We start from the raw sequence: 13,199 nt of genomic DNA, 5'->3' as shown, positions 1-13,199 counted from the left end.
GCGGTCGCTTTTAACGCGCGTCAAACCGCGTCGAGTCGTAACGCAGTGCCCATAAAACACGCCGTCCCGGCTGCGCTTCGGCGCAGCCGGCAGGTACGGCTACGTCCTCACATCGAAGAAGGAACGTGTATGGCCATCAAGCAAACCGGCGACGTGGCGGCGCAGCGCCTGTCGTCCGAGCAGCTCTCGTGCGAATTCGCCGATATCGCGCCTTTGCTCGACGCAAGCGCAGCGGCCGCGGCGGCGAGCCGCTGCCACTACTGCTACGACGCGCCTTGCGTGAATGCGTGCCCGACGCAGATCGACATTCCCAGCTTCATCCGCAAGATCAGTAACGGCAATCTGAAGGGCGCGGCGGTGGACATCCTGTCGGCCAATCCGCTGGGCGGTATGTGTGCGCGTGTGTGTCCGACCGAAATCCTGTGTGAGGGCGCATGCGTGCGCAACCACCAGGACGCGAAGCCGGTGGCGATCGGCGCGTTGCAACGGCATGCCACCGATCACGCGATGGCGCGCGGCGAGCCGCTCTTCAAACGCGCCGCCGAAACCGGCCGGCACGTCGCCGTGGTCGGCGCGGGGCCGGCGGGGCTTGCGTGCGCGCATCGTCTCGCGCTCGCAGGTCATCGCGTGACGATTTACGACGCGCATGAAAAGGCCGGTGGCCTCAACGAGTATGGCATCGCCGCATATAAAACCGTCGACGATTTTGCGCAGCGTGAAGTGGCGTGGCTGTGTTCGGTCGGCGGTATCGGGATCGAGCACGGCGTCGTACTCGGGCGCGATATTCAGCTCGATACATTGCGCCAGCAGCACGACGCCGTGTTTCTCGCGATCGGTCTCACCGGCGTGCGTGCACTCGCGCTGGACGGCGAGGACCTGAGCGGCGTGATGAACGCGGTGGACTTCATCGAACAGGTTCGCAGCGCGAGCGATCTGGGTACGGTGCCGGTGGGCCGCCGCGTCGTCGTGATCGGCGGCGGCAATACGGCGGTGGACGCGGCGGTGCAAAGCCGCAAGCTCGGCGCGACCTCGGTGACGATGGCATACCGGCGCGGCGTCGAATCGATGAGCGCGACCTGGGCCGAGCGTGATTTCGCGCAGACCTGCGGCGTCACGCTCGTCACGCATGCGACGCCGATGCGTTTGCTTGGCGACAGCGGCGTGGTCACGGGTGTCGAATTCGAACGCACGTCGAGCGATGGTGGCGAGGAGCGCTTCGTGGTCGACGCCGACATGGTGCTCAAGGCGATCGGGCAAACGCTGGTGACGGTCGGCATCGCGCGCGAGCTGCTGACACTCGACGGCAGCCGTATCGAAGTCGATGCGAACGGGCAAACCTCGCTGCCCGGCGTATGGGCCGGCGGCGATTGCGCGGCCACCGGCGGCATCGATCTGACCGTGCAAGCGGTGCAGGACGGCAAGGTGGCCGCTGCGGCGATCGACGCGCACTTCGCGCGCACCGCCGTCAAGGCCGCCTAGGCTCAAAAAAACCGCTCGAACCCGCATCAGCATCCAGACAAAAAACAGCAGTCCCCAAGGAGCCGAACATGGCCGATCTGCGCTGTACGATTGCCGGCATCACTTCGCCGAATCCTTTCTGGCTCGCCTCCGCGCCGCCCACCGACAAGGCCTACAACGTGAACCGCGCGTTCGAAGCGGGCTGGGGCGGCGTGGTGTGGAAGACGCTCGGCCTCGATCCGCATGTGGTGAACGTCAGCTCGCGCTACGGCGCGGTGCAATGGAACGGCCAGCGCATGGCAGGCCTGAACAATATCGAACTGATCACCGACCGTCCGCTCGACGTCAATCTGCGCGAAATCGCGCAGGTCAAGCGCGACTGGCCCGAGCGCGCGATGATCGTGTCGCTGATGGTGCCGTGCAATGAGCGCGACTGGAAATGGATCTTGCCGCTTGTCGAAGACACCGGTGCCGATGCGGTCGAATTGAATTTCGGCTGTCCGCATGGAATGAGCGAGCGCGGCATGGGCGCGGCGGTGGGCCAGGTGCCCGAGTACGTCGAGATGGTCACGCGTTGGGTCAAGGAGGGCACGAAGCTGCCGTGCCTCGTCAAGCTCACGCCGAACATCAGCGACATCCGGCTCGGCTCGCGTGCGGCATACAAAGGCGGCGCGGACGGCGTGTCGCTGATCAACACGATCAACTCGATTGTCGCGGTCGATCTCGACGCGATGTCGCCGCTGCCGATGGTCGACGGCAAAGGCACGCATGGCGGCTACTGCGGGCCGGCGGTGAAGCCGATCGCGCTGAACATGGTCGCGGAAATCGCGCGCGATGAGCAGACGCCGAATCTGCCGATTTCCGGCATCGGCGGCATTTCGACGTGGCGCGACGCGGCCGAGTTCATCGTGCTCGGCGCGGGCAGCGTGCAGGTTTGCACGGCCGCGATGCACTATGGTTTTCGCATCGTTGCCGATCTCGCCGACGGCCTCTCGAACTGGATGGACGAAAAAGGCTACGCGACGCTCGACGACATTCGCGGCCGTGCCGTGCCCAACGTCACCGACTGGAAGTACCTGAACCTCAACTACGAGATCAAGGCGCGCATCGATCAGGACAAGTGCATTCAATGCGGGCTGTGCCACATCGCCTGCGAAGACACGGCGCATCAGGCGATCATGAAAGAAAAAGATGGCGTCCGGCATTTTGAAGTGATGGACTCCGAATGTGTCGGCTGCAATCTGTGCATGCATGTATGCCCGGTCGAACAGTGCATCTCGATGGAACGCGTGGATAGCGGCGAATATGCGAACTGGACCTCGCATCCGAACAATCCCGCACGCGTGGACTTGGCCGAACGCGCGCCAGCAGAAACCGCTGAAGCCGCTGAAACCGCAACACAGGTGCACGCTCACGCGCAGCCGGCGAAAGCCGCCTGACGCATGCGGCACCGTTTGCCACGCAACGTAACGTAGCGCTCGTACTGAACCTGTCGTTCCCCAAGGGCCCGACGCGCCAGCAGAAGCCGCGCGGGCCTCAACGATCAAGTGGAGATCTTTCGATGAAGCAGACAGCGCATTGCGTCGATCCGCAGTTCGCGGCCGGCGCGCAAAGCAGCGTCCTCTACAACGACGACCTTGCGCCGACCGGTCCCGCGCAGCGCACCTGGCGGTGGTATCACTTCGCCGCGCTGTGGGTCGGCATGGTGATGAACATCGCGTCGTACATGCTCGCCGCCGGTTTGACGGAGCAGGGCATGTCGCCATGGCAAGCGGTTGTCACCGTGCTGCTCGGCAATCTGATCGTGCTGGTGCCGATGCTGCTGATCGGCCATGCGGGCGCGAAGCACGGCATTCCGTATGCGGTGCTGGTGCGCTCGTCGTTTGGCACGAGCGGCGCAAAACTGCCGGCGTTGCTGCGAGCAATCGTCGCGTGCGGCTGGTATGGGATTCAGACGTGGCTCGGCGGCAGCGCGATCTATGTACTGCTGAACATTCTAACCGGCAACGCGCTGCACGGCGAGGCGCTGCCGTTCCTCGACATCTCGCTCGCGCAGCTCGCGTGTTTCCTCGTGTTCTGGGCCCTGCAAATCTACTTCATCGTGCACGGCACGGAAGCGATCCGCCGGCTGGAAAGCTGGTCCGCGCCGATCAAGATCGTGATGTGCATCGCGCTCGTGTGGTGGGCGACCACGAAGGCGGCCGGTCTCGGTTCGATGCTGTCGGCGCCGTCGCAATTCGTGCCGGGCGGCAAGAAGGAGGGCATGTTCTGGATGACCTTCTGGCCGAGTCTCACGGCCATGGTCGGCTTCTGGGCGACGCTCGCCCTGAACATTCCCGACTTCACGCGCTTCGCGAAGACGCAGCGCGACCAGATCATCGGCCAGTCGATCGGCCTGCCGGTGCCAATGGCGTTGCTCTCGGTGATTTCGGTGGTGGTGACCTCGGCGACCGTGGTGATCTACGGCAAGGCGATCTGGGATCCTATCGATCTGACGAGCCGCATGACCGGCATCGGCGTCGGCGTCGCGCTGATCATCCTCACGCTCGACACGATGTCGTGCAATCTCGCGGCAAATCTGGTCGGCCCGGCCTACGATTTTTCGAGCCTTTGGCCAAAGGGCATTTCGTATCGCGTGGGCGGCATGATCACGGCAACCATCGCGATCGTGATGATGCCGTGGAAGATTCTCGCCACGACGCAGGGCTATATCTTCACGTGGCTGGTCGGTTATTCGGCATTACTCGGTCCGGTGGCCGGCATTCTGATGGTCGACTACTTCCTGATTCGCGGCACGCGGCTCGACACCCGCGAACTGTTCGACGAGCAGGGTGAGTACAGCTACACGGGCGGCTGGAACATCGGCGCGGTGGTCGCGCTGATCGTCGGCGTCCTGCCGAATCTGCCGGGCTTTTTGCACACTGCGTTTCCGGCGTCGTTTCCGAACGTGCCGGCGATCTTCAATACGCTCTATACGTACGCCTGGTTCGTGGGACTCGCGTTGGCGTCGATCGTATACAGCGCGTGGATGAAATTGAGCAAGGGACCGAGTGCGCGAGTGGCGCGAGCATGAGTGCAGATGAAATACGCGGCTGAAGTACGCAACATCGAAACCGGCAGTCCATAAGGAGGCGGCAAAATGACGACCCTGATTCGCGGCGGCACGATTATCGACGCGGAGAACACGTATCGTGCGGACGTGTTGTGTGCGGACCCGCAGGACGGCGGCACGATCCTGCAGATCGGCGCGGACCTGGAGGCGCCGGCGGGCGCCACGATCGTCGATGCGGGCGGGCAGTATGTGATGCCCGGCGGCATCGATCCGCACACGCACATGGAATTGCCGTTCATGGGCACTACCGCGAGCGACGATTTCTATACCGGCACGGCGGCGGGTTTATCAGGCGGCACGACCAGCATCATCGACTTCGTGATTCCCAGCCCGAAGCAACCGCTGATGCAGGCGTTCAACGAGTGGCGCGGCTGGGCCGCGAAGGCGTCGGCGGACTACGGCTTTCACGTGGCGGTCACGTGGTGGGACGAGTCGGTCTATCGCGACATGGGGACGCTCGTGCATGAACATGGTGTGTCGAGCTTCAAGCACTTCATGGCCTACAAGAACGCGATCATGGCCGACGACGAAGTGCTCGTGAACAGCTTCTCGCGTTCGCTCGAACTCGGCGCGCTGCCCACGGTGCACGCGGAAAACGGCGAACTGGTGTTCCAGCTGCAACGCCAGTTGCTGGCCAAAGGCTTCACGGGGCCGGAAGCGCATCCGTTGTCGCGACCGCCGGAAGTGGAGGGCGAAGCAGCCAATCGCGCGATCCGTATCGCGCAGGTGCTGGGCGTGCCCGTGTACATCGTGCATGTGTCCGCGAAAGACGCGGTCGATGCGATTGCGCGCGCGCGCAGCGAGGGCTTGCGCGTGTTCGGCGAAGTATTGCCGGGCCATCTCGTGATCGACGAAGCGGTGTATCGCGATCCTGACTGGACCCGCGCGGCCGCGCACGTGATGAGCCCGCCGTTCCGCTCCGCCGAGCATCGCGAAGCATTGTGGCGTGGCTTGCAGGCGGGTCAGTTGCACACCACCGCGACCGATCACTGCGTGTTTTGCGCGTCGCAGAAGGCGATGGGCCGCGAGGACTTCACGAAGATCCCGAACGGCTGTGGCGGCGTGGAGGATCGTATGGCGGTGCTCTGGCATCACGGCGTGAATTCGGGGCGTCTCACGCCGAACGAATTCGTGCGCATCACGTCGACCAACGCCGCACAGATTTTTAATCTGTATCCACGCAAAGGCGCGGTGCGCGTTGGCGCGGACGCGGACCTCGTGGTGTGGGACCCGGACGCGAGCAAGACGATTTCGGTGAACACGCACCATCAGAAAGTCGACTTCAACGTGTTCGAAGGGATGACGGTACAAGGCGTCGCGATGCATACGCTCACGCGCGGAGCGCTCGCGTGGACCGACGGCGAGTTGCGCGCGGTGCGCGGCGCGGGGCGCTATCTGAAGCGGCCGCCGAATTCAGCGTATTTCGATGCGGTGCGCGTCGCCAATAAGCGCAAGGAGCCGCATCCGGTCGAGCGCTAGGCGCTCATCGCGCGAGGGGCTTTGAAAAAAACAGATGGTTTGCTACAGTCCGCCGAATCTGCCGGCCGCGAGCGCCGGCGGAGACAACGGAACGTAAGACTCAGCCAGTGCTGTAGCAAACCTGATGGAGCCTCCCGATGAAGCCGATTCGTTCCATTGTGCTGATCGCCCTGTGGCAGGCGGTGGCGGTGGCGAGCCCGGTCTTCGCCGCCGACGAACTCGCGCAAATCCGTTCCACGGGCGTGTTCCGGATCGGCACGGAAGGCACCTATGCGCCGTTCACGTATCACGACGAGGCGGGCAACCTGAGCGGCTTCGATGTGGAGCTTGGCGAGGAGATCGCACGGCGGCTGGGCGTCAAGCCGCAATTCATCGAAAGCCGTTGGGACGGGCTGATCGCCGGACTCGACGTGAACCGCTACGACGCGGTGATCAATGAAGTGGCCGTCACCGACGCGCGCAAAGTCAAATACGATTACTCCGATCCGTACATCACGTCGCACGCGGTGCTGATCGTCGCGTCGGACAACACATCCATCAAAAGTTTCGATGACCTGAAGGGCAGGAAGTCCGCCAACACGCTGACCAGCAACCTCGGCAAGATCGCGGCGGCGCACGGCGCGCAGGTGATCCCGGTGCAGGGCTTCGACGAATCGATCGAGCTGCTGACCGCCGGCCGGGTCGATGCAACGGTCAACGATTCACTGACGTTCCTTGACTTCGCGAGGCGCTCGCCGAACGTGAAGGTGAAGATGGTCGCGGTCGATACGTCGCCGAACAGCAGCGACAAATCGGCGGTGCTGATCCGCAAGGGCAGCCCGAAGTTGCGTGCGGCGATCAACAAGTCGCTTGCGGACATCAGGAAAGACGGCACGTACGCGAAGCTTTCGCACAAGTACTTCGGCAGGGACGTGTTTCAGTAAATACAGCGTGCGCGTTTGAAGAATAGGGCGCGCAAAAAAGAAGGGGCGTCGCAACGGACGCCCCCTCGACCCTGCTAGGCAGTGAACGCGGACCGAAGCCTCAAACCGCCACGTCCTCCGCGGCGTCGATCGACGCCGCGTCGAAGAAGCGCGTTTGCGCTTGCGCATTGGCGCGCGTGTAAGCGCGATTCACGCCGCTGATCACCGCGCGAATCGAAGCCGTCACCAGGTTCGCATCGATGCCCACACCGAAGGCGCTGCCAGCCACATCGGCGCCGGCCATTTCTGCGATCGCGACCGCGCGCGCATCGGCGCCCTGGGTCAGCGCGCGTTCTTCGTAGTGCTGGATTCGCACCGGTGCGCCGATCGCGTGCATCAACGCGTCGAGCGGACCATTGCCTTCGCCGCGCAGCACACGCGGCGTGCCGTCGATGTCGACCGTGAGCTTGATATGTTCGCGGCCGTTACGCTCGGTGAGGCTGTGTCCGATATAGCGCACCGGGTCGGCAGTCCGCACGTATTCCTGCTGGAACAATTCCCAGATTTGCGCGGGCGTGACTTCCTGACCGCTCTCGTCGGTAAAGTGCTGCACGGCCGAGCTGAAATCGACCTGCAGGCGCCGCGGCAACACGACGCCGTAGCTCTGTTCGAGCAGATAGGCGATGCCGCCTTTGCCCGACTGACTGTTCACGCGAATCACGGAGTCGTAGGTGCGGCCGAGATCGTTCGGATCGATCGGCATATACGGCACTTCCCAGATCGCGTCCGGCTTCTGCACGGCGAGGCCCTTCTTGATCGCGTCCTGATGCGAGCCGGAGAAGGCGGTGAACACCAGATCACCGACATACGGGTGACGCGGATGCACCGGCAACTGTGTGCATTCCTCGGCGGTGCGTGCGACTTCGTTGATGTTGGAGAAGTCGAGCTCCGGGTCGACGCCCTGCGTGTACAGATTCAACGCGAGCGTGACGAGATCGACGTTGCCGGTGCGCTCGCCGTTGCCGAACAGACACCCCTCGATGCGATCGGCGCCCGCCATCACCGCAAGTTCCGCCGCGGCGACCGCCGTGCCGCGGTCGTTATGCGGGTGAACCGAGACGATCAGCGAATCGCGGCGCGCGAGATTGCGGTGCATCCATTCGATCTGGTCCGCGTAGACGTTCGGCGTGGCCATTTCGACGGTGGCCGGCAGGTTGACGATCGCCTTGTGCCCGGGCGTCGGTTCCCAGATGTCGAACACCGCGTCGCACACTTCCTTCGCGAATTCGAGCTCGGTGCCGCTGAATACTTCCGGGCTGTATTGCAGTGTGAAGTGCGTTTCCGGCGACGCGTCGGCGAGACGCTTCATCGTGCGCGCGGCTTTTTGCGCGAGTTCCTTCACGCCGCTCTTTTCCAGACCGAAGACGATCTTGCGGAATTCCGGCGCGGTCGCGTTGTACAGGTGGACGATCGCGCGCGGTGCACCACGCAACGATTCGAACGTGCGCTCGATCAGATCGTCGCGGGCCTGCGTCAACACTTCGATCGTGACGTCGTCGGGGATGTGGCCGCCTTCGATCAGCTCACGCACGAAGTTGAAATCGGTTTGCGACGCCGACGGAAACGCGACTTCGATTTCCTTGAAGCCGATCTGCACCAGCGTCTTGAACATGCGCATCTTGCGTTCTGCGTTCATCGGCTCGAACAGCGCCTGATTGCCGTCGCGCAGGTCGGTGCTCATCCAGATCGGCGCGCGCGTGATGGTACGCGACGGCCACTGGCGGTCCGTCAAATTGATGGGCTTGAACGAACGGTATTTGGTAGCAGGGTTTTTCAACATTGTCGTCATCCGTGGGTGAGACCAGAAGGCTGGGAGTCGACCGGACGACGAAAACGATACAGGGCCGCCGGTCGAAAACCGGGGCTGGGTCAGTTACTGGGGAATCAAGCGGTGCTTCGGTGTATCAGATGGAAGCGCGCAGCAGCAGACCTAGCCCGGTAGAGCGGGCTAGTAGTAGCGATAGGGTGGTCTGGGCGCGGTACATAGTGCGCAATAGGAACATATTATCGGGACCGAGTCAAGCGCCTCACTCGCGCCGTGTTCGCGCCGCGGCGTTCAATGGCGGGGTTTTACGAAACGCAAGGTCATGCGGTCGGACTCGCCGATCGCCGCGTAGCGGGCCCGGTCGGCGTCGCCGCCCTCGTAGCTCGGCGGCAGCGACCATACCCCGTGCGGGTAGTTTTTCGTGTCGCGCGGATTGCTGTTCACTTCGCTGCGGCCGGCCAGTTCGAAGCCGGCGGCCCGCGCGTGGGCGATCACGTAGTCTTCCGTGACGTAGCCGCTGTCGATGGTCTGTTGCAGCGAGGTGCCCGGCGCCGCGCGGTGTTCCTCGACGCCGAGGATGCCGCCCGGCTTGAGCGCCGCATAGAACGCACGCAGGTTCGCGTCGATCTCGCCGTCCTTGATCCAGTTGTGGATGTTGCGGAAGGTGAGCACGCGGTCGACGCTGGCGTCGGCGGGAAAGCCGCTGAACTCGCCGGCGTGCAGCGTGCCGACCACGACGTTGCCATAGACGGCGGGCGCGGCTGACAGCTTGCGCGCGAACGCCGCGCGGCCAGCCTGTGCTTCCGCCGACGGCGACCCTTGCGGGCCGTCGTACTGCGCCTCGTACAGCTTGCCGTGGTCGTGCAGATAAGGCGCAAGGATGTCGGTGTACCAGCCGCCGCCTGGCGCGATTTCGAGCACGCTTTGCGAGGGCGCGAGTTCGAAGAACTGCAGCGTTTCCTTCGGATGGCGGTAGATGTCGCGCGCGCGGGCCTGGGCGCTGCGTTGCGGGTTGGAGACGGCGGCGTCGAGCGAGGCGGCAGGGGCGGAGGTGGCGGCAGAGGCTGGCGTTGCTGCCGCTGTCGACGTATTCGACGCCGACGGACTGGCGCAGGCCGCCAGCAGCAACGCCAGGCCGAATGCCGCGAGCGGGCCGCGGAACAGGCGCATAAGGAAGTGGGGTTGAGCGTTCATGACCGTCATTATCGGGCTCGATCGGCGCGGAAAGAAATCGATAATCGGAATAAGGATAGGGCGTGGCCGGATTTGCGGCGGCGTCGAGCGCAACGGATTGCGGCGACGGCCGAATCCGGAGGGCCGGTTAGCGCGTATAAATGATGGGGTCAGCGTCCGCCGCACCTTGATTTTTCGACAGCGCGGACATGATTCCCTTCATTTCACTTTGCCGGAGGCAAGCATGAAACGAATATCGAGGGCATCGAGAGCCGCGCGTGTTCTGCTCTGCGCGAGCGCATGCGGGTTCGCTGTGCACGCGAGGGTCCAGGGTCTGAGCGCGCAGAACGATATGAACGCGCCGCAGAACAGCACGCGTTTGATGCCGAATGCGGCGCTCGGCAGCGAATATCCGACGCATGGCAACCAGCAGGCTGGCGAACTGAATCTGAATCCGACCGATCCGCGGGCGCAACTGGTCAACGGGTTGCCGAATCACACCAGTTCGGGTGGGTATGGCTCGCCGCTCGCTGGCGTGCGTGCCTATGTGCAGCCGCAGCCGCCTGCGCAGCCGCCTGCGCCGTCGAACTGACGGAGCATCTGGCCGACACGGCGCCGGCGAGCCACCGCAGCCAGGCCGTCGCTCTGTCAGGTGCGTTGCTGGGAGGCGCGATGAACCAGTCTGTCGCGGAAGACAACCGGCATGCGGTTCCGACGCCGACGGACGGGTCCGTAAGCTACAATTCCCGACGGCTTCAAAAACGGAACATCAATGAAGATTCGGATTCTCTCTATCGCCTGCGTCACGACCGCAGCCGCGCTGCTGGCGGCCTGCACGTCCGTCTCCAGGAACTCGGGTGCATGCGAGCAGTTGATGCGAAGCAAGCTGGCCGCCACCTCGTCTGATTCGCTGAAGGTCGCGCATCGGGCCGCCGCCATCCGCGGCTCGCGCGTGGTGGTCGAAGGAACGATCGAGCATGTGATGACGGCTTCGGAAGTAGCGGCCGCCACGCAGGCTTCGGCCGCGCGGGCCGCGTCCGCCGCGCGCGGGGCTGCGAAGGCAAACGCCGCGGCTGTGGGCGCGACGGCAGCTTCTGGTGTGGAAGCGTCCTCGAAGAAGTCGGCTGAACCGAAGACCGTGAGACTGCCGGCCGCCGCCGAGTGCACATTTCACGGCGAGGATCTCGACGCGTTCCGCTGGCTCGCGCCGGCCAAGCTCGCAGCGCCGCCCGCTCAAGCGGCTAGCGACGCCGCGGGTTGATGCGCGGGGGCTGCCTGTTTGCGGCCTGGCCGGATGCGCGCTTCGAGTCCGTTGCCAGTTCCGCCATACGGCTTATTGCTCTGCGATCGCCTCCAGCCGTTGTTTTGTCTTATCCCGCACGAGCCTCAACACGCATTCACCGAACGCCTGAGGTCGTCCCTCGAAACACCGCTGCACCGCCCGCGTGTCGATCAACCTCTGCCGCAACGCCGTGCGCTCGGCGTGCGCATCGATCATCCGCACGGCGGCGACGACGTACTCGTTGACGCTGTCCGCCACGGTCCACGACGGCATGGCCACGCGCTCGAACAACGCGCTATCGATCCGTTCGAACACTTCCGCTCCGCGCTTGCAGACGCCGGGCAGCCCCAGCGTCAACGCATCGACGATGCCGTTGGTATTGCCGAACGGAAACGGACTGAGAAACAGGTCCGCCCGATTGACGCGCGCCAGATAGCCCGCGTAGTCGTGAAAGCCGTGTACGCGCGCACCCGGCAACGCCTGGCCGATCACGGCGCGCATCCGGTCGAGGGGTAGTCCAGGCAGCACGCCGCTCATGAAGTGAAATTCGACGGGTGTCTGCGCACGCGCGGCAATCTCGCGGCACGTGTCGAGAAAGCCGGGATTGAGCTTCATCGCGCTTGCCGTGATGACGATCTCAAGCCGCTCGCGCGGGGACGGAAGGTGCGCGACGATCTCAGGTAGCGCCACCGACGGCCGATACGGCTGTCCGTCTTTCGGTAGTTTCATCAGCCGCTCGCTGAAGCAGGCGGGGTTGCCGATATAGTCTTCCTCGACGCTGACGCGGTCGATCTTGTCGGAATGCGTGGTGGCGGGGTGGCCGAGACCGGCGATCTGCAGCGGCGCGACGCGCAGGTTCGACAGGAACACGGTCAGCACGAACATGCCGACGCTCGGCATATACAGCACCTCAGGCTGTTCGGCGGCGGCGAACGCGCGGATCGTCGCGAGGCATTCGCCGATGTATTCCGGCTTGTCCAGTTCGATGAAGCGGTCGAACACGGCCCGCCCTAGGTCGTCGACCGCGTAGCCGAAGCCAAAACCCACCAGTTCGAAATGTTCGCGCGCGGCTTCGAGCGTGCGCGAGTGGGTGCGATAAATTGAATGGGCGCCGCTGAACCACTCCAGCACGACGATCATCAGCGGTTTCTTGCCGCGCGACGGGGCGCGTGCGCGTCTCGCGTGCGCCGGCTGTGGCGCGGGCAGATCGGTCAGCCCCAATTGCACGAGCTTGTGTCGCACGAGCGCGTTGATGTCGCGCTTGATTTCATGGCGGCGCGGCGTATCAGCGTAACTGCAGAACATGTAGGCGTTGTGCAGCAACGCTGTCGGCAGGTCGTCGAGGTCGTCGATCTGCCGCAGTTTGCCAGGCAGCCATTCGATCAGCGCCTCGCGTTTCAGGTGCGCGTTCGCCGAGCCCTTGAACGTCGGCGCCAGCAGGACGAGCGCGAGACTGGCGGCGAGCGTTTTGTCGTAGGCCCACAGCGCGGCGAAGTCGAGCTCCAGTTCCGACTCGGTCGAATAGAGCGCGCAGAGCTTTTCGACGAATCGGTCGCCGGCCAGGAACTGCGCATTCTCCGGGCCACGCGGATTCAGATAACGCACGACGTGGTCCGCGTTGCCGAACGCCGTGGTGGAGAACACCAGCCCGGTCCATTCGTGCAGCGTGAGAAACAGCCTGAAGCACGCAGGCGGCAAGTCGAATTGCGGGTCGGCGAACAGCGTGGAGGCCGCGCTCGCGAGGCGCGTGCAGAAGCGCCGATGCTGCTCGGCCGGCGGCAGGTCGAGCATGCCCGACGCGAGAAAGCGCTCGTCGAGCTTGCCATGCTTCTGTTGCAGGAGCGCCAGCGCGGCGATGAGTTGAACCGACGCCTGGACGTACTGCCGCGTGTAGACGAGTTGTTCGAAGTTGTCGAGCGAAAAGGTAGGTTCTTCCATCGGATGGTGTTCGAAGATAGGCATGACTAA

10 protein-coding genes are annotated in these 13,199 nt (G+C 64.1%); 7 read left to right on the top strand and 3 right to left on the bottom strand.

Annotated features, from left to right (window positions below):
- Positions 1–129 precede the first annotated feature (129 nt).
- From HV770_RS16140 to HV770_RS16120, 5 genes are all read left to right on the top strand, one after another.
- Positions 130–1,479, top strand: coding sequence for an NAD(P)-dependent oxidoreductase (locus tag HV770_RS16140; protein WP_175161081.1), 1,350 nt, complete (start codon positions 130–132; stop codon positions 1,477–1,479).
- A 68-nt stretch (positions 1,480–1,547) separates the two neighbouring features.
- Complete coding sequence (gene preA, locus HV770_RS16135) at positions 1,548–2,897, top strand: NAD-dependent dihydropyrimidine dehydrogenase subunit PreA (protein ID WP_175161079.1); 1,350 nt, start codon at positions 1,548–1,550, stop codon at positions 2,895–2,897.
- A 122-nt stretch (positions 2,898–3,019) separates the two neighbouring features.
- Positions 3,020–4,531 carry an NCS1 family nucleobase:cation symporter-1 gene (locus HV770_RS16130; RefSeq protein WP_175161076.1) on the top strand — a complete coding sequence of 504 codons (1,512 nt, stop codon included), beginning with the start codon at positions 3,020–3,022 and terminating at the stop codon, positions 4,529–4,531.
- Between the two features lie 66 nt (positions 4,532–4,597).
- Entirely contained in the window at positions 4,598–6,049 is a 1,452-nt protein-coding gene (gene hydA / locus HV770_RS16125; protein ID WP_175161074.1) for a dihydropyrimidinase, read from the top strand.
- Positions 6,050–6,186: 137 nt separating this feature from the next.
- Positions 6,187–6,972, top strand: a complete 786-nt coding sequence (locus HV770_RS16120) for an amino acid ABC transporter substrate-binding protein (protein WP_175161072.1) — start codon at positions 6,187–6,189, stop codon at positions 6,970–6,972.
- 100 nt (positions 6,973–7,072) lie between these two features.
- On the opposite strand, the gene leuA is transcribed toward HV770_RS16120, so the two are convergent.
- Entirely contained in the window at positions 7,073–8,791 is a 1,719-nt protein-coding gene (gene leuA, locus HV770_RS16115; RefSeq protein ID WP_175161070.1) for a 2-isopropylmalate synthase, read from the bottom strand.
- Between the two features lie 276 nt (positions 8,792–9,067).
- Positions 9,068–9,979, bottom strand: coding sequence for a class I SAM-dependent methyltransferase (locus HV770_RS16110; protein WP_175161069.1), 912 nt, complete (start codon positions 9,977–9,979; stop codon positions 9,068–9,070).
- A 214-nt stretch (positions 9,980–10,193) separates the two neighbouring features.
- Here HV770_RS16110 and HV770_RS16105 point away from each other — a divergent pair, with 214 nt between their 5' ends.
- Positions 10,194–10,541, top strand: a complete 348-nt coding sequence (locus tag HV770_RS16105; protein WP_175161067.1) for a hypothetical protein — start codon at positions 10,194–10,196, stop codon at positions 10,539–10,541.
- Positions 10,542–10,721: 180 nt separating this feature from the next.
- Positions 10,722–11,210 carry a hypothetical protein gene (locus HV770_RS16100; RefSeq protein ID WP_175161065.1) on the top strand — a complete coding sequence of 163 codons (489 nt, stop codon included), beginning with the start codon at positions 10,722–10,724 and terminating at the stop codon, positions 11,208–11,210.
- Between the two features lie 72 nt (positions 11,211–11,282).
- Here the strand turns inward: HV770_RS16100 and HV770_RS16095 are convergent, their stop codons facing one another.
- Positions 11,283–13,169 (bottom strand): glycosyl transferase family 1, encoded by a 1,887-nt coding sequence (locus HV770_RS16095; protein WP_175161128.1) that lies wholly within the window; start codon positions 13,167–13,169, stop codon positions 11,283–11,285.
- Positions 13,170–13,199 lie beyond the last annotated feature (30 nt).

Source organism: Paraburkholderia fynbosensis, assembly GCF_902859935.1.
Taxonomy (GTDB): domain Bacteria; phylum Pseudomonadota; class Gammaproteobacteria; order Burkholderiales; family Burkholderiaceae; genus Paraburkholderia; species Paraburkholderia fynbosensis.
The sequence above is the reverse complement of the archived record's forward strand: the minus strand, read 5'-3'. Positions and strand labels throughout refer to the sequence as shown.

Excerpts from the sequence above, each read along its gene's own strand:
- HV770_RS16140 (WP_175161081.1), top strand. The coding sequence starts at position 130 with ATGGCCATCAAGCAAACCGGCGACGTGGCGGCGCAGCGCCTGTCGTCC.
- preA (WP_175161079.1), top strand. The coding sequence starts at position 1,548 with ATGGCCGATCTGCGCTGTACGATTGCCGGCATCACTTCGCCGAATCCT.
- HV770_RS16130 (WP_175161076.1), top strand. The coding sequence starts at position 3,020 with ATGAAGCAGACAGCGCATTGCGTCGATCCGCAGTTCGCGGCCGGCGCG.
- hydA (WP_175161074.1), top strand. The coding sequence starts at position 4,598 with ATGACGACCCTGATTCGCGGCGGCACGATTATCGACGCGGAGAACACG.
- HV770_RS16120 (WP_175161072.1), top strand. The coding sequence starts at position 6,187 with ATGAAGCCGATTCGTTCCATTGTGCTGATCGCCCTGTGGCAGGCGGTG.
- leuA (WP_175161070.1), bottom strand. The coding sequence starts at position 8,791 with ATGTTGAAAAACCCTGCTACCAAATACCGTTCGTTCAAGCCCATCAAT.
- HV770_RS16110 (WP_175161069.1), bottom strand. The coding sequence starts at position 9,979 with ATGACGGTCATGAACGCTCAACCCCACTTCCTTATGCGCCTGTTCCGC.
- HV770_RS16105 (WP_175161067.1), top strand. The coding sequence starts at position 10,194 with ATGAAACGAATATCGAGGGCATCGAGAGCCGCGCGTGTTCTGCTCTGC.
- HV770_RS16100 (WP_175161065.1), top strand. The coding sequence starts at position 10,722 with ATGAAGATTCGGATTCTCTCTATCGCCTGCGTCACGACCGCAGCCGCG.
- HV770_RS16095 (WP_175161128.1), bottom strand. The coding sequence starts at position 13,169 with ATGGAAGAACCTACCTTTTCGCTCGACAACTTCGAACAACTCGTCTAC.